The organism is Mesorhizobium sp. M0174 (assembly GCF_040322275.1).
GTDB lineage: Bacteria > Pseudomonadota > Alphaproteobacteria > Rhizobiales > Rhizobiaceae > Mesorhizobium.
Map to the genome: position 1 here is coordinate 21,604 of NZ_JAMYTB010000006.1, position 16,854 is coordinate 38,457.

Consider the following 16,854-nt stretch of genomic DNA (forward strand, 5'->3'; position numbering starts at 1 on the left):
ATCGATGGCCTCCGTCACACTCGACAAAGTCCGCAAAGACTATGGAGCCGTGCGCGTCCTGCACGCGGTCGATCTCGAAATCGCCAACGGCGAGTTCGTGGTCCTGGTCGGCCCGTCCGGCTGCGGGAAATCGACCCTGCTGCGCATGATCGCCGGGCTGGAGGAGGTCTCCGGCGGCGAGATCCATATTGGCGAGCGCCTGGTTAACGACATCGCGCCAAAGGACCGCGACATCGCCATGGTGTTTCAGTCATACGCGCTCTATCCGCATATGGACGTGTCGAAGAACATGGGCTTCAGCCTGATGTTGAGGAAGGCCGGCAAGCCAGCCATCGAAGCAAGGGTGGACGCCGCCGCCAAGCGGCTCGGGCTCGATGCCCTTCTGCAACGCCTGCCGCGGCAATTGTCCGGCGGCCAGCGCCAGCGCGTCGCCATGGGACGGGCCATCGTGCGCGACCCGAAGGTCTTTCTCTTCGACGAGCCGCTTTCGAACCTCGACGCCAAGCTGCGCGTCCACATGCGTGCCGAGATAAAGGCGCTGCACCAGCAATTGAAGACCACTTCGGTCTATGTCACCCATGACCAGACCGAAGCGATGACAATGGCCGACCGTATCGTCGTCATGCATGACGGCCTCGTCCAGCAGGTCGGCGCGCCGCTCGATCTGTACGACCGGCCGGTCAACATGTTCGTCGCCGGGTTCATCGGCTCGCCCGGCATGAATTTTCTGCCTGCCGTGGTTGAAAAGGGCGCCGGGCCGGATGCCATCCTGGCCGACGGCCAGAAGCTGAGGCTGCCCGACGGCCTGCCGCTCAGGGATGGCGATGCGATCACCGTCGGCTTGCGGCCCGAGCATATCCGGCTCGCCGACAATGGCGCGCTGAAAGGCGAGGTGGGCGTGGTGGAGCCGCTCGGCTTGTCGACCCAGTTCTATACCAGGCTTGCCGGCCAGCAGGTCTGCGTGTTTGCCATGGGCCGGGCCAGCGTGAAGCCGGGTGAGGGCGTGCGCCTGTCGGCTGATCCGGCGTCGCTGCATCTGTTCGATCCGGCAAGCGGCGATCGCATCGACTAGAGCGGTTCCGGTTCTCTTGGAACCGGTAACTCGCTCTAATTATCTGTTTTGCCGCATTTATGCGGACGCCAAATGATTCCATTTGGCTGCAAAATGCTCTAGTCCTGAATTCCCGAAACGAAAAACGCCGCCCGGAAGGCGGCGTTTCGGTACTGCGAGAGAAACCCGATTACTTGATCTTGGTTTCCTTGAATTCGACGTGCTTCTTGGCGACCGGGTCATATTTGCGGAACGACAGCTTGTCCGTCTTGGTGCGGCTGTTCTTGCTGGTCACGTAGAAGAAACCGGTGTCAGCGGTCGACAGAAGCTTGATCTTGATGTTTGCGGCTTTGGCCATGATGTTCGTCCGTTAATGTTCGTGGAGTTTTGGCCGCTGGAGCACGGGAAACACCCGGACGCGGGAAACTTGCCGCGACACATAAAGAACGCGCCCGGAAAGTCAACCCTTGTCCAGGTTCATGCGTCTTCCGTGACTGGCAACACCTTCTTCCAATCTCCCGTCGTGTTCCACCAGCGGTTCGGGTTGGCGCGATCGTCGAGACCCTTGGAGCGGCTGGCAAGCAGTGGCTGAATGCGGATCACCGGCTCCTGATAGCTGTGAACCTGGTAAATCGCTTCGACGACGCGAGCGGCGAGCTTCTGATCATCTGGCAGTTCGAACGACACCTCGACAGTCCCAGGCCGCCTGCGCAATTCGGTCTCGGCGCCGGCGGCGGCACCTTCAAGCGGCCGGTAGCGTTCGATGCCGTCCGCCGACTGAAAGGCATTGCTGTCATATTTGCCCATTCTGAGCGGCGCGATCGCGACCACAGCTTCCATGATGCGATCGACATCAGCTGCCGGTGCCTGAAAGGTCACCAGCAGCAGCAATTCCATCCGCAGCGATTTCGTTTCGAAGCCACTATCGATCATCCGAGGTCTCCCTGCTTATGCACTTGGGGGAGCATATACTCGAGCCCTCCTGACACGGTTGTGTCAGTAGTTGGTCAGCAGTGGGAGCGATGTCGGAAGCTGGACCGACTCAGAGGATTTTGCGGAGCAGCCTGGTGCCGACCAGCACGATATAGCACGCGAAGAACAGGCCGAGCGCCCAACCGAAGCCCGACGGCCCGAAAGCGTCCATGCCGATGCCGATTGCCTGCGGGCCAAGCACCATGCCGACGCCGTAGCAGAGCACGAAAGCGGCGTTGGCGGAGGCCAATTCGTGGCCGGAAAGCTGCGAGCCGAGATGCGCCAGGCCGATTGTGTACATGGCAGCGACCACACCGCCCCAGACGAACAGAAGCGCTGCCATCAAATGCCAGTTCTGCGCGAAGAACGGCATGAAGATTGTGCCGGCAAGCCCGACGGTGGCACAGGCCATCAGCAGATAGCGGCGGTCGCTGACGCGGTCGCTGATCATGCCGATCGGGATCTGCAGCAGCACGTTGCCGAGGCCGATCATGGTGAGCAAAAGGGCTGCGTCCGCCTCTGAGTAGCCGATGCGGCTACCATAGACGGGGAACAGCGCAAAGCCGCCGGTCTCGACCGCGCCGAATACCAGCACGGCGGCGGTCGCCGTCGGCACCAGCCAGATATAACGCAGGAAATTGCTGGTTTCGCCGTCCGAGACGATCGTCGGGCTCTCGTTGCGTGCCGCCAGCACCGGTATGGCAGCCAGCGTAACCAGCGCGATGGTGACGCCGAAAGGGAGGAAACCGCTGCTGCCAAGGTGGGCGAACAGCCAAGGCCCGGCAGCAAAGCCGAGAGACAGCACGGTGGCATAGATGCCGAGGACCAGTCCGCGCCGGTGTGGCGGCGCCGAGGTGCTGATCCAGAATTCCGAGAGGATGAACAGCACCGTCAGCGCGATATGCAGCAGGACCCGCAGCGGAAACCACATCCAGAAAGCTGGCGCGAAATGGAAACCGACAAAGGCCAGCGCTCCGGCCGCAATCATGGCAAGCATTGTCCAGGCGACCCCGAACCGCATGGCAAGCGGAGTGGCGAGCGGCGCGCCGGCGATCGAGGCGAGGCCGGCGACCGCGGTGTTGAGGCCGATCATCGACGCGGAGTGGCCGCGTGTTTCAAGGATCACGCTGAGCAGCGGCATGCCGAGCCCGATGGCAATGCCGACGACGCTGATCGACGAGATCGCCGCGACCATCGGCAGCCAGTGTACGCGTTCCTTGCCCTGCGGCTGGATGTCGACTGTCATGGAATGCCTGGCTGCTCTAGAGAATTTCGCGGACGAAGCGATTGCGGACAAGCCGGTAGAACGGCACGCGACCGCCGGGGCTCAGCAGCGGATCCTGGGCGAGGCGGATTTCCAGTCCCTCCAGGACCGTGCGCGTGATGTCTGGGATATCTGCTTGCCTGGCCTTGGCCAGCGGCAGCCAAACGACGTCCTCCAATTCGTTGGTCGGACCGCCATCCGGCAGTTCCACGGCGACATCGTCGCGCCATGCGGCGAGAAAGCGCGTATCGAACCGGCGCACCCGGTTGGGCGGGGTGATGGCGCGTGCGACGAAGCGCAGCGCTTGCAGTGATGGGATGACGCCGTGCTCGACAAAGCCCTTCCAGTCGCGCTTGGCGGTTGCGAAGACCCCTTTTTGGCCGATCAGCAGGCCGGCCTCCTCATAGGTTTCGCGGATTGCCGACAGGGCAATGGCGCGGGCGCGGGCCGGGCTGGTGCGGCCGATGCCAGCGGTCAATCTCGCTTCTTCGTCGGGATGAAGTGCGGTGGCTGTCGGGATGTGGCTGTCGGCCGGATCGGTGCGGCCGCCCGGAAACACGAATTTTCCCGGCATGAAGGCATGACGGGCGTGGCGGCGGCCCATCAGCACCAGGATCTCGTCGCCCTTGCCGTCGAGCAGGATCAGCGTCGCGGCGTCGCGCGGGCGTATAGGCTTGGCGTCGAGCGCGACCCGCTCAACCTTGTCGACTTCCGCCTTGGTCACAACGTCCATGCGCTCGACCTAGCGGAATCTTCTCCGATGCGAAAGTGGCGTCCAGCCATGCCGATTGCGCCAGCCTCGGTTTCAAGCCTCGGGATGCGACTCGATCAGATCTTCGTCACCGCCAAAGCCGTGCATATAAAACGCCCATTGCAAGCCGATGACAGCGCCCTTGACTGGCTGCAGCAGGACGACGGCGAGAATGATGGTCAATGGCACCCAGATGGCGATGTGCTGCCAGGTCGACAGCGTCGAGGTCGCCTCCACACCCATGAAAGCGCCAAGCACGATGTGGCCGACAATGACCACCACAAGATAGGCCGGCAGGTCGTCGGCGCGATGGTGGTGGAGCTCCTCGCCGCAACGACCGCATTTGTCGACGGTCTTGACGAAGGCGCGAAACAGCTTGCCCTCGCCGCAATGCGGGCAGCGGCCGAGCATGCCGCGCTTCATTGCCGTCCATAGCGGCCGGGCGGTCCGGCCCGAGTGATGTTCGCCGCCGAAAACCCGTTCTTCCACCTGCAGTTCTGTTGGCATTACCGTCTCCTGCCGCGGGAGCCTGGACGCGATTGCGACGCCCGGGCGCGGCCTTTGGCCTTGTGAAACGACCGTTTGGAGCCGGGCAGCGGCTTTGGCTCGGTCAGCATCTCGAAACGCATCGCGCCGGCCATCGGCGCCACCTCGATCAGGCGAACCTCGACGCGATCAGCAAGCTGATAGCCCTTGCCGGTGCGTTCTCCGAAAAGCGATCGAGCAGTTTCGTCGTATATATAGTAGTCGCCGCCCAGGGTTGAAACCGGAATGAAGCCATCCGCGCCATACTGCGGCAATTGGACAAACAGGCCCGATTTGGTGACGCCCGAAATACGGGCGTCGAAACGGTCGTCGATGCGCTCGGCGAGATAGGCGGCGATCAGCCGGTCGACCGTGTCGCGCTCGGCAGCCATCGCGCGCCGCTCGGTCGCCGAAATCAGCGCCGAGACCTCTTCCAGCCGCTCCGCCTCGTCCTGCGTCAGGCCCCCCGGACCAAGGCCGAGTGCGGCAATCAGCCCGCGATGCACGATCAGGTCGGCATAGCGACGGATCGGCGAGGTGAAATGCGCGTAGCGCTTCAGGTTGAGGCCGAAATGGCCGATATTGGCGGGCGAATATTCGGCCTGGCTCTGCGAGCGCAGCACCACTTCGTTGACCAGTCCCTCATTGTCGGCGCCGCGCACGCGAGCGAGGATGCCGTTGAACTGGTTCGGCCGCATCTGCGCGCCGCGCGCCAGCGACAGGCCGAGCGTCTGCAGGAATTCACGCAGCGATTCCTGCTTGGCGAGCGAAGGCGCGTCGTGGATGCGATAGACCAGCGCCTGCCGCTTCGCCTCGAGTGTCTCGGCGGCGGCGACATTGGCCTGGATCATGAACTCTTCGATCAGCTTGTGCGCGTCGAGCCGCTCCGGCACGACGACCTTGTCGACGGTGCCGTCCTGCTTGAGCAGGATCTTGCGCTCGGGCAGATCGAGTTCAAGCGGCTGGCGCGTGTCGCGGCCGCGCTTCAGGATCCCGTAGGCGTCCCATAGCGGCTTCAGCACCGAATCGAGAATCGGGCCAGTCGTGTCGTCCGGTGCGCCGTCGATCGCCGCTTGCGCCTGCTGATAGGCGAGTTTCGCCGCCGACTTCATCATGACGCGATGGAACGAGTGTCTGAGTTTGTGGCCGTCGGCCGAAAAAGTCATACGCACCGCTATCGCCGGACGATCCTGGCCCTCGCGCAGTGAACAGAGGTCGTTCGAGATGCGCTCCGGCAGCATCGGCACGACGCGGTCGGGGAAATAGACCGAATTGCCGCGCTTCAGCGCTTCGCGATCGAGCGCCGTGCCATAGCGCACGTATGCAGCGACGTCGGCAATGGCGACGGTGACAACCACGCCGCCGGCGTTCTTCTCGTCGGTGTCGGGCATGGCGAACACCGCGTCATCATGATCCTTGGCGTCGGCCGGATCGATGGTGAGCAGCGGCAGCTCGCGCCAATCCTCGCGGCCGGCAAGCGTCGCCGGCTTGACCGCCTCCGCCTCGGCGATGACGTCGGCGGGAAAAATATGCGGAATGTCGTGTGCGTGAATGGCGATCATCGAGACCGCCTTTTCGCTAGTCAGCGAGCCCAACACCGCCAGAACCTTGGCTCTCGGCAGCCCGTAGCGGGAGGCCCGCGCCGGCTCGACCTCGACCAGGTCGCCGTTCTTGGCGCCGTTCTGGAATTCCTTGTCGACGACCAGCTCCGGTTGGCGCCTTTCCACCGGCTCGATGCGGAACGTGCCGTCCTTCAGCACGCGAAAAACGCCGAGAACCGCATCGGTGCGCTTCTCGAATATCTTCATAACCCGGCCGGTATAGGCGGGGCCTGCCGGGTCGTCGGTCGGAAAGGTCTTGGCCAGCACGCGGTCGCCGATACCAGGCGTCGGCCCATTGCCGCCGCGCGACACGCGGATCGCTATGACCGGAGGTTCGCCATTGCCGATCGCTTCGGTCGGGTGCGCCAGCAGCACACCGTCGGCGTCACGGCCGAAGATGTCGAGCACCGCGGCGTGGGGCAGGGCGCCGACACGGGCGAGCCGCTTGCGCTCCTTGGTCAGCAGGCCTTCATCCTGCAGGTCGCGCAAGACGTCCTTCAGCCAGATACGGTCTTCGCCGCGTAGCGCAAACGCCTTGGCGATGTCGCGTTTTCCGGCGCGGCCCGGATTTTCGGCGATGTAACGCAGTATCTCGTCGCGTGACGGCCGGTAATTGTCCCTGACCTTGGCGCGGGTATCGGCGGTGCGCAGATCGCCGTGGCTTCTTCCGGAGACTTTGCGCGCCAACCTGTCCTATCCCTTTTTCCTGGCCGCCGGTTTTTTGGCTGCAGCCGGTTTCTTGGCAGGCGCGGCCGCTTTGCGGAAGGGCTTCCTGGCGCCATTGCCGCCCTTGGCTTCCTTTTCCGCAATGAGCGCAACGGCATCGTCGATCGTCACCGATTGCGGATCCTTGCCCTTCGGCAGCGTCGCATTCACCTTGCCGAAATTCACATAGGGGCCGTATTTGCCGTCGCGCACGACGATCTTGCCGCCGCCGGAAGGATGCTCGCCAAGTTCCTTGAGCGCAGCGGCTGTGCCGCCATTGCGGCCACTTTTGCCCTTCAATTGCTTCTCGGCGATCACCGAGACGGCGCGATTGAGGCCGATCGAGAACACGTCCTCGATGCTGTCGAGATTGGCGTAGGTGCCGTCATGCAGCACGAACGGCCCGTAGCGCCCCAGCCCGGCCGAAATCATCTTGCCGGATTCCGGATGCTTGCCGACGTCGCGCGGCAGCGACAACAAGGCGAGCGCCTTTTCATGATCGATCGAATCGGCAGTCCAGCCCTTGGGCAGGCTGGAGCGCTTGGCATCCTTACCGTCGCCGCGCTGGATATAGGGGCCGAACCGGCCATTGCGCAGCGTGATCTCCTCGGCGGTATAGGGGTCCTTGCCGAGCAATTTGGTGCCGTCTTCGCCACCGCCGTTCTCACCATTGGGATTGGCGGCGTCGCCAAGCTGGCGGGTGAAGGAGCATTCGGGATAGTTCGAACAGCCGACGAAGGCGCCGAACTTGCCGAGCTTCAGCGACAGGTTGCCGGTGCCGCATTTCGGACAGATGCGCGGGTTCGAACCGTCTTCGCGCGCGGGAAACACCAGCGGCGCCAGTTCCTCGTTCAACGCATCGAGGACGTCGGTGACCCGCAGCTCCTTGATGTCGGCGACGGCGCCGGAAAAATCCTTCCAGAAATCGCGCAGCACGTCCTTCCAGGCGAGCTTGCCGTCGGAGATTTCATCGAGTTTCTCCTCGAGCGAAGCGGTGAAGTCGTACTCGACATAACGCTCGAAGAAGCTTTCGAGGAAGGCTGACAATAGCCGGCCCTTGGGCTGTGGCACCAGCTTGCGCTTGTCGATGGTGACGTAATCGCGATCCTCGAGCGTCTTCAGGATCGCCGTATAGGTCGACGGCCGGCCGATGCCCAGCTCTTCCAGCTTCTTGATCAGCGAAGCTTCCGAATAACGCGGCGGCGGCTCGGTGGTGTGCTGGGTGGCGTTGATCGCCTCGCGTGTGAGCTGCTCGCCGGCACGGATCTCGGGCAGGCGGCGGCTTTCCTCGTCTTCCGAATCTTCTTCCTTTTGCTCGATGTAGGCAGCAAGGAAGCCGTCGAAGCGAACAACGGAACCGACAGCACGAAGCTCGGCGGTACGCGAACCGTTGATGGCCTCGATCTCGACCGTGGTGCGCTCTATCTCGGCCGGCTGCATCTGGCTGGCGATGGCGCGTTTCCAGATCATCTCGTAAAGCCGCGCCTGGTCGGCGTCGAGATACTGCCTGACGGAAGCCGGCGTGCGCATGAAATCGGTCGGACGGATCGCTTCGTGCGCCTCCTGGGCATTCTTGGCCTTGGCGGAATAATAGCGCGGCTTTTCAGGCAGGTATTTGGCACCGAATTCCTTGGCGATCGCATCGCGTGCGGCAGAGATCGCCTCGGGTGCCATCTGCACGCCGTCGGTCCGCATATAGGTGATCAGGCCGGTGGTCTCACCGCCGATCTCCATGCCCTCATAGAGCCGCTGCGCCACCTGCATGGTGCGGTTGGCCGAAAAGCCGAGACCCGACGAGGCTGCCTGCTGCAGCGTCGAGGTGGTGAAGGGCGGCCCGGGATTGCGCTTGGTCGGCTTGGCTTCGACCGACGCCGCCTTGAAGCTGGCGCCTTCGAGCATCGCCTTGATGTCGTCGGCCTGCGCCTTGTTGGAAATGTCGAGCTTTTGCAGCTTCTTGCGCTCGAAGGTGGTCAGCCGCGCCTCGAAATTTTCCTTGCGCGGCGTGCCGAGAATGGCGGCGACCTGCCAGTATTCCTCGCGGACGAAGCGTTCGATCTCGGATTCGCGGTCGCAGACCAGACGCAGCGCCACCGACTGGACACGGCCGGCGGACCGGGCGCCGGGCAGTTTGCGCCACAGCACGGGCGACAGCGTGAAGCCGACCAGATAGTCGAGCGCACGGCGGGCGAGATAGGCATCGACCAGCGGCGCATCGATCTGGCGCGGATTGGCCATCGCCTCCAGCACCGACGCCTTGGTAATGGCGTTGAAGACGACGCGGCTGACCGGCTTGTCCTTCAACGCGCGCTTTTGCTTCAGCACTTCCAGGACATGCCAGGAGATCGCTTCGCCCTCGCGGTCCGGATCGGTGGCGAGGATCAGCCCGTCGGCGTCCTTGACCGCCTTGGCGATATCGGCGAGACGCTTTCCAGACGCGGTGTCGACGGCCCAGGACATGGCAAAGTCCTCATCCGGACGCACCGAGCCATCCTTGGCCGGCAGATCGCGGACATGGCCGAACGAAGCCAGAACCTTGTAGTTCTTGCCGAGGTACTTGTTGATTGTCTTCGCCTTGGCCGGCGATTCGACGACGACGACGTCCATACGGTCTCATATCAGTTGTGATGCGGCAGAAGAATTCCGCTGCGCGCGACGAAATCTCGTTCAATGTGTCGCTCACATGGCCGCGCTTTTGCATCCGGTCAAGGCCAAGCAGTCAAAATGCGGCCCTGCACCGAATGCGCAACCCAGCGGCGCGCCATGCGATTTCCGCAATCCTGGACAAGGGAAATGAGCAGCCTATCGCTGGACAACACCCGGCAATTGATCCTGGAGAACGGGACAAACTCTCCCGCGGATATAAGAGAAACATCGAGCACGCGCCAGCCCCGCTTGAACAGATGCTGTGAAGCGCGCAATCGGTAGCCCGGCATTTGCCCGGATAGTTGCAAGGAATTGGCGTGCTGAAAAGTCGGCCGCCGGGGCGGTTGGGTCAAGCTCCCAGCGACCAGCCGTGTTACCGCCTGTTACAGCGGATCAGAAGCTCAAGGCTTAGTCGGCCTTGGCGATATGCCAGACGCCGCCGACGCCCTCGCCGGTGACGTCGCCGGCCTTCTTGTCCTTGATGAACGTGTAGAGCGGCTTGCCTTCGTAGGCCCACATCCTGGTGCCGTCGGTGCGGTCGACGATCGTCCATTCGCCCTCGGCCTTGGCGTTGGCGTCAGCCTTCAGCGGCGGCCAATTGGCGGCGCATTTGTCGTAACAGTTCGACTTGCCGGCCTCGTCCTTGTCGTAGGTGTAGAGCGTCATGCCGCTGGCGTCGGTGTAGATCTTGGTGCCGCCGACCTCCGCTTCCTTCCACGCCTCGGCGGCTAAGGATCCGGCAGTGCCGAGCAAAAGCGCCGCCATGCCAATTGCGATCGTTTTCATGGACTTCTCCCTGAATGTTCGAAAAGCGCGCGGAACCGCGACTTCTTCTGATCAACGCTGCCCGGCTGCCCTTTCTTCCCGCGCTGTTCTCCATTGATCCAGGCGACGGCGTCGACTTGCTACCCAATCTGATGGGGGCCACGCGATGGTGATTGGCGGACGGACGTTGTCGCGGCTATATGGCTGCGCAGTCATCTGGAGATGGAAATGGCGTTGGACGTCGGCTATGTCAGTGCGATCGGGGCGGGAGCAATTTCGTTCCTGTCCCCCTGCGTGCTGCCACTGGTGCCGCCTTACCTGTGCTATATGGCCGGCGTGTCCGTCGACGATTTCCGCGGCGAAGCCGGCATTACGGCAAAGGCCGGTGTGCGAGGCGCGCTGGTTAATTCCTCCATCGCCTTCGTGCTCGGCTTCTCGACCGTCTTCGTCGCGCTTGGCGCTGGCGCCTCGACCATCGGCCATTTGTTACGGGTCTGGCAGGAGCCGCTGGCAATGGTGGCCGGTGTGCTGATCATCCTGATGGGGCTGAATTTCCTCGGCGTACTGCGTATCCCTTTGCTTTCACGCGAGGCGCGCTTCCAGTCGCAAGGCAAGCCGGCCAGCTTGATCGCCGCTTACGTCATGGGCTTGGCCTTCGCCTTTGGCTGGACACCCTGTATCGGCCCGGTGCTGGGGCCGATCCTGACGCTTGCCGGCGGCCGCGAGACGGTGGGCGAGGGCGCGTTGCTGCTTGCCGCCTACTCGCTCGGCCTCGGTATTCCGTTCCTGATCGCTGCGCTGTTTTCCGGCGCCTTCATGCGCTTTCTCTCGAAATTCCGCCTCCATCTCGGCCGCGTCGAAAAAGCCATCGGCGCGCTGCTGGTGGTCGCCGGCGTGTTTTTCCTGACCGGCGGCGTGCAGACGATGTCATATTGGCTGCTCGAGAATTTTCCGGTGCTGGGGCAATTGGGCTAGGTTTGTAGCCCGACGTGGTCTGTTCAGCCTTCGAAATAGCCCGGCTGGTCGATATCAGCGATCAGCCCAGGTCCGCTCGGCTGCCACCCCAGCAGCGCGCGAGTCCGTTCGCTCGAGGTCGGGACATCCATCGCCGCGAACATCGCGAACCAGCCAAAATGATCGGCGGCTTCTTCCGCAGACTTGGCGAGGACCGGCACGTTCAGGCGCCGGCCGATCACGCCGGCGATGTCCTTGAACGGCACGCCTTCTTCGGCGATCGCGTGATATCGCCCGCCACCGGCTCCATGCTCGAGCGCAAGCCGGTAGACGCGGGCGGCATCGAACCGATGCACGGCAGGCCAGCGATTGAGCCCTTCGCCGATATAGGCCGACACGCCCTTCCTACGAGCGAGGTCGATGAGAATAGGAACAAAGGCGTGGTCGCCCTGGCCATGGACCGACGGAGGAAGGCGGACAACCGATGCGCGCACCCCGCGTGCCGCCAGCGCGGCGGCTGTCGCTTCGGAGGCGCGGGGATAGGAAGCGGACGAGGGGACAGGCGCATCTTGCTCCGTCGCGATACGGGCCCGCGCCTGGAGCGCGGTCCCCGAGGTGACGAGCAGGAGGCGCTCGGAGCCTTCGAGCGCTCCGCCCATCACCTCGATGGCACGCCGGTCCATCTCGCAGTTTTGCGCGAACTTCGAGAAGTCATGGTTGAACCCGGTGTGGATAACCGCATCGGCGGCTGCCGCGCCCCTGCGCAGGCTCTCCACGTCTTCGAGGTCGCCTCGATGCACCTCGGCTCCAGTGGCGGCGAGCGACTTGGCCGATGCCTCCGAGCGGGCGAGGCCGAGCACCTGATGGCCGGCGCCGATGAGTTCTTGAACGACGGCAGAACCGACGAATCCGGTCGCTCCGGTAACGAAAACACGCATCACGACTTGTCCTTGTTCGTTTCTGACCACGACCATTTTCGCGGCCCGGTGACGTCGTGATAGGCGCTTGAGAAAATACGATCTATGCGGTAAGTCCGAATTATCTTCGCAATCGTCCGGAATGACACGTGGATCCTCTTTCAGATGTGCTCTCGCTGCTGAAGCCGCGAAACTATATGTCGGCCGGCTTCGATGCAGGTGGTGAATGGTCGATCCAGTTCCCCGACCAGCAGCAAAGCATTAAGACCGGAGCGGTGGTCTCCGGCCGGTGCTGGCTGTCAGTAGAGGGCGTTGCCGACGCAGTGCGCCTTGAGACGGGGGACTGCTTCCTGTTGCCGAGTGGGCGGCCTTTCCGCCTTGCAAGCGACATGAGTTTGTCGCCTGTTGAAGCCGTCAAGATTTTTCCGCCTGCGCGAGCCGGCGGTGTTGTGACCCACAATGGCGGCGGTGATTTCTTTCTGGTCAGCAGCCGCTTCGCGCTTGGCGGCAATCATGCCGGCATCCTGTTGCGGATGCTGCCAGCCATTGTGCATATCCGCAAAGAGTCGGACAAGTCGGCCCTGCGCTGGTCGGTGGAGCGGATGATGCAGGAGCTGCGCGAGCCACAACCGGGCGGCTTTCTGGTGATCCAGCACCTTGCTCACATGATGCTGGTTCAGGCGTTGCGGCTGCATCTTTCAGAAGGATTGAAAGGTGGCGTCGGCTGGCTCTTTGCCCTCTCGGACAAACAGATGGGCGCGGCGATCAGCGCCATGCATGAGAATCCGGCGCATGGCTGGACGTTACAGGAACTGGCGGAACGGGCCGGCATGTCGCGATCGACCTTTGCGCTCAGATTCAAGGAGACGGTCGGCGCGTCGCCGATGGACTATTTGACGCGCTGGCGAATGCTGCTGGCCGGGGATCGGCTGACGAATTCCAGCGATCCCGTCGCCGTCATCGCGCTGTCGCTCGGCTACGAATCCGAAAGCGCCTTCAGCACTGCTTTCAAGCGGGTCATGAACTGTTCGCCACGGCAATACGGCCGTGGCCGAGCCCCCAGCTTCGCATCACGCAACGAGGCGGAAGCCGCCTGAGCCGATCGGCCTGAGCGTGCCGCGGGTTGGAGGTTCCACCGTCTCACCGGAATTTAACCGCATTGGTGCAGCATGGCGCCGGTGCTACTAACGCTCCGATTCCAGATCCCTTTCAACGGTTGCTGTCCCCATGAGCCAGAGATCCTGCCTGTCCATCATCCTCGCTGCCGGCGAAGGCACGCGCATGAAGAGTGCCGTGCCGAAAGTGCTGCACACAATCGCCGGCCTGCCAATGGTTGCCCATGTCGTCAAGGCGGCCGAAGCCGCCGGCAGCGGCGATGTGGCGCTGGTGATCGGCCATGGCGCCGATGACATGCGCAAGGCCGCACTCAAGTTTGCGCCCAAGGCCGAAGCTTTCGTCCAGGAGAAACGTCTTGGCACCGCGCACGCCGTGCTTGCCGCGCGCGCAGCAATATCAAAGGGGTATGACGACATCCTGGTGATGTTTGGCGACACGCCGTTGATCGATCCAGAAGCGCTCGCGGCGGCGCGGCTGAAGCTGGCCGAAGGTACGGCCGTCGTCGTGGTCGGCTTCCGTACGGAAAATCCTTCGGGCTACGGCCGGCTTATCGAAAAGGCCGGCAAGCTCGTGGCCATCCGCGAGGAGAAGGACTGCTCGGACGAGGAGAAGAAAATCACCTTCTGCAATGGCGGGCTGATGGCGGTCGCCGGCAGGCACGCGCTGAAGCTGCTCGATCAAGTCGGCAGCAAGAACGCCAAGGGTGAGTATTATCTCACCGACATCGTCGAGATCGCCGCTGCGCAGGGACTTGATGTCGTAGCCACCGAAGCCAGTTTCGAGAATGCGCTCGGCATCAACAACCGTGCCGAGCTTGCCCAGGCGGAAGGTATCTGGCAGGCGCGTCGACGGCAGGAAGCGATGCTTTCCGGGGTGACACTGGTTGCGCCCGAAACCGTGTTCTTCTCGCACGACACCGAGATCGGCGCCGACACGATTGTCGAGCCCAATGTTTGGTTCGGCCCAGGCGTGAAAATCGCGACGGGCGCCAAGATCCATGCCTTCAGCCATATCGAAGGCGCCACTATCGCGTCGAATTGCGATGTCGGGCCGTTCGCGCGGCTGCGGCCCGGGGCCGATCTGAGAAACAAAGCCAAGGTCGGCAATTTCTGCGAGGTGAAGCAGGCGATCGTCGAGGAGGGCGCCAAGGTCAACCATCTGACCTATATCGGCGATGCCCGCATCGGCGCAGGCGCCAATATTGGCGCCGGCACCATCACGTGCAATTATGACGGTTATTCGAAATTCTTCACCGATATCGGCGAGGGTGCCTTCATCGGCTCGAACTCCTCGCTGGTGGCACCGGTGTCGATCGGCAAGGACGGCTACATCGCCTCAGGCAGCGTCATCACCGAAAGCGTACCCGACGATGCGCTGGCCTTCGGTCGCGCCCGTCAGCGGACTCTACCCGGCAAGGGCAAGGAGTTGCGCGAACGGTTTGCTTCGGCCGCGGCGGCCCGCAAAAAAGGGTAGGCGCGACGAGCGGGATCATGTCTTTGACTGATTTCTGGAGCCGTTGGGCCGAGATAGGATACAGAAGCGGAGAAACTGAGCAATTGCAGTAACCGGATTGCAAGTGCGCCCTGTCATGGTGCATCTGTGCAGGATAGTCCGGCTGATACCGGACGAAATGGAATGTGATTTTTCGCGACAGCCCGGCAGTCTCTAAATGGCGCCGGGTTTGAGGTCGGAATCGGGGGCAGGCGCGATGTGCGGTATCGTTGGAATTGTCGGTAACTCGCCGGTCGCGCCGCTTATCGTCGATGCGTTGAAAAGGCTCGAATATCGCGGCTATGACTCGGCCGGCGTCGCCACGATCGAGCACGGCAGGCTTGACCGCCGCCGCGCCGAGGGCAAGCTGGTCAATCTCGAGCGCCGGCTGAAGGATGAACCGCTCGACGGCATGATCGGCATCGGCCACACGCGCTGGGCCACGCATGGCGTTCCGAACGAGAGCAATGCGCATCCGCATTTTTCCGACGGCGTCGCAATCGTCCATAACGGCATAATCGAGAATTTCGCCGAATTGCGCGACGAGCTGATGCGCGACGGCTACAGCTTCGCCTCACAGACCGATACCGAAGTCGTCGCGCATCTGGTGGCGCGCGAACTGGCCAGGGGGCTGAAGCCGGTCGAGGCGGCGCATAAGGCGCTGAAGCGGCTAGAAGGCGCCTTTGCGCTCGCCATCATGTTCAAGGGCGACGAGGATTTGATCGTCGGCGCGCGCAATGGCCCGCCGCTCGCCGTCGGTCACGGCGACGGCCAGATGTTCCTTGGCTCCGACGCCATCGCGCTTGCCCCGTTCACCAATTCGATCACCTATCTGGAAGACGGCGACTGGGCGGTAGTGCGCCGCAACGAGGTCGATATTTTCGACATGGGCGGCAACAAGGTCGACCGCAAACGCCAACAGTCGCTCAGCACGAGCTTCATGGTCGACAAAGGCAACCGCCGCCATTTCATGGAAAAGGAAATCCATGAGCAGCCGGAAGTGATCTCGCACACGCTGGCGCATTATGTCGATTTCGTCGGTGGCGCCTCGAAGCCGCTCGCTCTGCCGTTCGATTTCGCCAAGATCGACCGGCTGGCGATTTCGGCCTGCGGCACCGCCTATCTCGCCGGGCTGATCAGCAAATACTGGTTCGAGCGCTATGCGCGGCTGCCGGTCGACATCGATGTCGCTTCGGAGTTCCGCTACCGCGAGATGCCGCTGTCGAAGAACGATGCCGCTTTCTTCATCTCGCAATCGGGTGAGACCGCCGACACGCTGGCATCGCTGCGCTACTGCCGCAAGGCTGGCATGAAGATCGGCGCGGTCGTCAATGTGCGCGAATCGACCATGGCGCGCGAATCCGACGTCATCCTGCCGACATTGGCCGGCCCGGAGATCGGCGTTGCCTCGACCAAGGCGTTCACCTGCCAACTTTCCGTGCTGGCCTCGCTGGCGGTGCGGGCCGGCGTGGCGCGCGGAACGATTTCGCATGAGCACGAGAAAACGCTGATACGCGAGCTGTCGGAAGCGCCGCGTTATGCGAACCAGGTGCTAAAGCTCGACGGGCAGATCGAAAAGATCGCGCGCGACCTCTCGCACTACAAGAATGTGCTTTATCTCGGCCGGGACACCAATTTTCCGCTGGCCATGGAAGGTGCGCTGAAGCTCAAGGAGATCTCCTATATCCATGCCGAAGGCTATGCTGCCGGCGAGCTGAAACACGGCCCGATCGCGCTGATCGACGAGAACATGCCCGTCATCGTCATCGCCCCGCATGACCGCATCTTCGAAAAGACCGTGTCGAACATGCAGGAGGTGGCCGCGCGCGGCGGCAAGATCATCCTGATCACTGACGGCAAGGGCGCGGCGCACGCTACGGTGAAGACGATGGAGACGATCGTTTTGCCGGACGTGCCGGAAATCATCTCGCCGATCATCTACGCGCTGCCGATCCAGATGCTCGCCTACTTCACCGCCGTGTTCATGGGTACGGACGTCGACCAGCCTCGCAACCTGGCGAAATCGGTAACGGTGGAATAGGTCTCGTTTAAAAACTTCGCCATTCCAAAGCGCCTTCCGGTTCAGTAGTGTCGCGCTG

The 16,854-nt window shown here is 62.8% G+C and carries 15 protein-coding genes; 6 read left to right on the forward strand and 9 right to left on the reverse strand.

All coding sequences use genetic code 11. From position 1 onward, the window contains the following. Window positions 1-4: 4 nt before the first annotated feature. Window positions 5-1,072, forward strand: a complete 1,068-nt coding sequence (locus NKJ13_RS14255) for an ABC transporter ATP-binding protein (protein WP_352736644.1) — start codon at window positions 5-7, stop codon at window positions 1,070-1,072. Window positions 1,073-1,241: 169 nt separating this feature from the next. Here the strand turns inward: NKJ13_RS14255 and rpmG are convergent, their stop codons facing one another. From rpmG to NKJ13_RS14295, 8 genes are all read right to left on the reverse strand, one after another. Continuing rightward, a complete protein-coding gene (rpmG, locus tag NKJ13_RS14260) occupies window positions 1,242-1,409 on the reverse strand; it encodes a 50S ribosomal protein L33 (protein ID WP_006201775.1) in 168 nt (55 codons plus the stop codon). A 119-nt stretch (window positions 1,410-1,528) separates the two neighbouring features. Then, on the reverse strand, window positions 1,529-1,984 hold the full coding sequence (locus NKJ13_RS14265) for a YqfO family protein (protein WP_352650484.1): 456 nt from the start codon (window positions 1,982-1,984) through the stop codon (window positions 1,529-1,531). A 109-nt stretch (window positions 1,985-2,093) separates the two neighbouring features. Beyond that, window positions 2,094-3,269, reverse strand: a complete 1,176-nt coding sequence (locus NKJ13_RS14270; RefSeq protein WP_254820145.1) for an MFS transporter — start codon at window positions 3,267-3,269, stop codon at window positions 2,094-2,096. 16 nt (window positions 3,270-3,285) lie between these two features. Next, complete coding sequence (locus tag NKJ13_RS14275; RefSeq protein WP_352777849.1) at window positions 3,286-4,020, reverse strand: NUDIX hydrolase; 735 nt, start codon at window positions 4,018-4,020, stop codon at window positions 3,286-3,288. A gap of 72 nt (window positions 4,021-4,092) precedes the next feature. Next, entirely contained in the window at window positions 4,093-4,545 is a 453-nt protein-coding gene (locus NKJ13_RS14280; RefSeq protein ID WP_352706603.1) for a DUF983 domain-containing protein, read from the reverse strand. Then, window positions 4,545-6,851: a ribonuclease R gene (gene rnr, locus NKJ13_RS14285; protein ID WP_502899809.1), complete on the reverse strand. Its 2,307-nt coding sequence runs from the start codon at window positions 6,849-6,851 to the stop codon at window positions 4,545-4,547. The genes NKJ13_RS14280 and rnr overlap by 1 nt, the downstream gene beginning before the upstream one ends. 6 nt (window positions 6,852-6,857) lie before the next feature. Further along, window positions 6,858-9,473, reverse strand: a complete 2,616-nt coding sequence (gene topA, locus NKJ13_RS14290; RefSeq protein WP_352736642.1) for a type I DNA topoisomerase — start codon at window positions 9,471-9,473, stop codon at window positions 6,858-6,860. Between the two features lie 447 nt (window positions 9,474-9,920). Next, complete coding sequence (locus NKJ13_RS14295; RefSeq protein ID WP_352508822.1) at window positions 9,921-10,298, reverse strand: COG4315 family predicted lipoprotein; 378 nt, start codon at window positions 10,296-10,298, stop codon at window positions 9,921-9,923. Between the two features lie 14 nt (window positions 10,299-10,312). Between NKJ13_RS14295 and NKJ13_RS14300 the strand changes: the two genes are divergently transcribed. After that, window positions 10,313-10,450, forward strand: coding sequence for a hypothetical protein (locus tag NKJ13_RS14300; RefSeq protein WP_352508821.1), 138 nt, complete (start codon window positions 10,313-10,315; stop codon window positions 10,448-10,450). Window positions 10,451-10,505: 55 nt separating this feature from the next. Continuing rightward, entirely contained in the window at window positions 10,506-11,252 is a 747-nt protein-coding gene (locus NKJ13_RS14305) for a cytochrome c biogenesis CcdA family protein (RefSeq protein WP_352508820.1), read from the forward strand. Between the two features lie 23 nt (window positions 11,253-11,275). Here NKJ13_RS14305 and NKJ13_RS14310 read toward each other — a convergent pair whose 3' ends face one another. Further along, on the reverse strand, window positions 11,276-12,169 hold the full coding sequence (locus tag NKJ13_RS14310; protein ID WP_352691096.1) for an SDR family oxidoreductase: 894 nt from the start codon (window positions 12,167-12,169) through the stop codon (window positions 11,276-11,278). 128 nt (window positions 12,170-12,297) lie between these two features. Here NKJ13_RS14310 and NKJ13_RS14315 point away from each other — a divergent pair, with 128 nt between their 5' ends. The 3 genes from NKJ13_RS14315 (at window position 12,298) to glmS (ending at window position 16,796) form a co-directional block, all read left to right on the forward strand. Further along, complete coding sequence (locus NKJ13_RS14315; RefSeq protein ID WP_352508818.1) at window positions 12,298-13,245, forward strand: AraC family transcriptional regulator; 948 nt, start codon at window positions 12,298-12,300, stop codon at window positions 13,243-13,245. Between the two features lie 130 nt (window positions 13,246-13,375). Next, complete coding sequence (gene glmU, locus NKJ13_RS14320; RefSeq protein ID WP_352691099.1) at window positions 13,376-14,737, forward strand: bifunctional UDP-N-acetylglucosamine diphosphorylase/glucosamine-1-phosphate N-acetyltransferase GlmU; 1,362 nt, start codon at window positions 13,376-13,378, stop codon at window positions 14,735-14,737. Between the two features lie 235 nt (window positions 14,738-14,972). Then, window positions 14,973-16,796 (forward strand): glutamine--fructose-6-phosphate transaminase (isomerizing), encoded by a 1,824-nt coding sequence (glmS, locus tag NKJ13_RS14325; protein WP_254820154.1) that lies wholly within the window; start codon window positions 14,973-14,975, stop codon window positions 16,794-16,796. The last annotated feature ends 58 nt before the right edge of the window (window positions 16,797-16,854 follow it).

Coding starts and splice junctions, on each gene's coding strand:
- NKJ13_RS14255 (WP_352736644.1), top strand. CDS start 5: ATGGCCTCCGTCACACTCGACAAAGTCCGCAAAGACTATGGAGCCGTG.
- rpmG (WP_006201775.1), bottom strand. CDS start 1,409: ATGGCCAAAGCCGCAAACATCAAGATCAAGCTTCTGTCGACCGCTGAC.
- NKJ13_RS14265 (WP_352650484.1), bottom strand. CDS start 1,984: ATGATCGATAGTGGCTTCGAAACGAAATCGCTGCGGATGGAATTGCTG.
- NKJ13_RS14270 (WP_254820145.1), bottom strand. CDS start 3,269: ATGACAGTCGACATCCAGCCGCAGGGCAAGGAACGCGTACACTGGCTG.
- NKJ13_RS14275 (WP_352777849.1), bottom strand. CDS start 4,020: ATGGACGTTGTGACCAAGGCGGAAGTCGACAAGGTTGAGCGGGTCGCG.
- NKJ13_RS14280 (WP_352706603.1), bottom strand. CDS start 4,545: ATGCCAACAGAACTGCAGGTGGAAGAACGGGTTTTCGGCGGCGAACAT.
- topA (WP_352736642.1), bottom strand. CDS start 9,473: ATGGACGTCGTCGTCGTCGAATCGCCGGCCAAGGCGAAGACAATCAAC.
- NKJ13_RS14295 (WP_352508822.1), bottom strand. CDS start 10,298: ATGAAAACGATCGCAATTGGCATGGCGGCGCTTTTGCTCGGCACTGCC.
- NKJ13_RS14300 (WP_352508821.1), top strand. CDS start 10,313: ATGTTCGAAAAGCGCGCGGAACCGCGACTTCTTCTGATCAACGCTGCC.
- NKJ13_RS14305 (WP_352508820.1), top strand. CDS start 10,506: ATGGCGTTGGACGTCGGCTATGTCAGTGCGATCGGGGCGGGAGCAATT.
- NKJ13_RS14310 (WP_352691096.1), bottom strand. CDS start 12,169: ATGCGTGTTTTCGTTACCGGAGCGACCGGATTCGTCGGTTCTGCCGTC.
- glmU (WP_352691099.1), top strand. CDS start 13,376: ATGAGCCAGAGATCCTGCCTGTCCATCATCCTCGCTGCCGGCGAAGGC.
- glmS (WP_254820154.1), top strand. CDS start 14,973: ATGTGCGGTATCGTTGGAATTGTCGGTAACTCGCCGGTCGCGCCGCTT.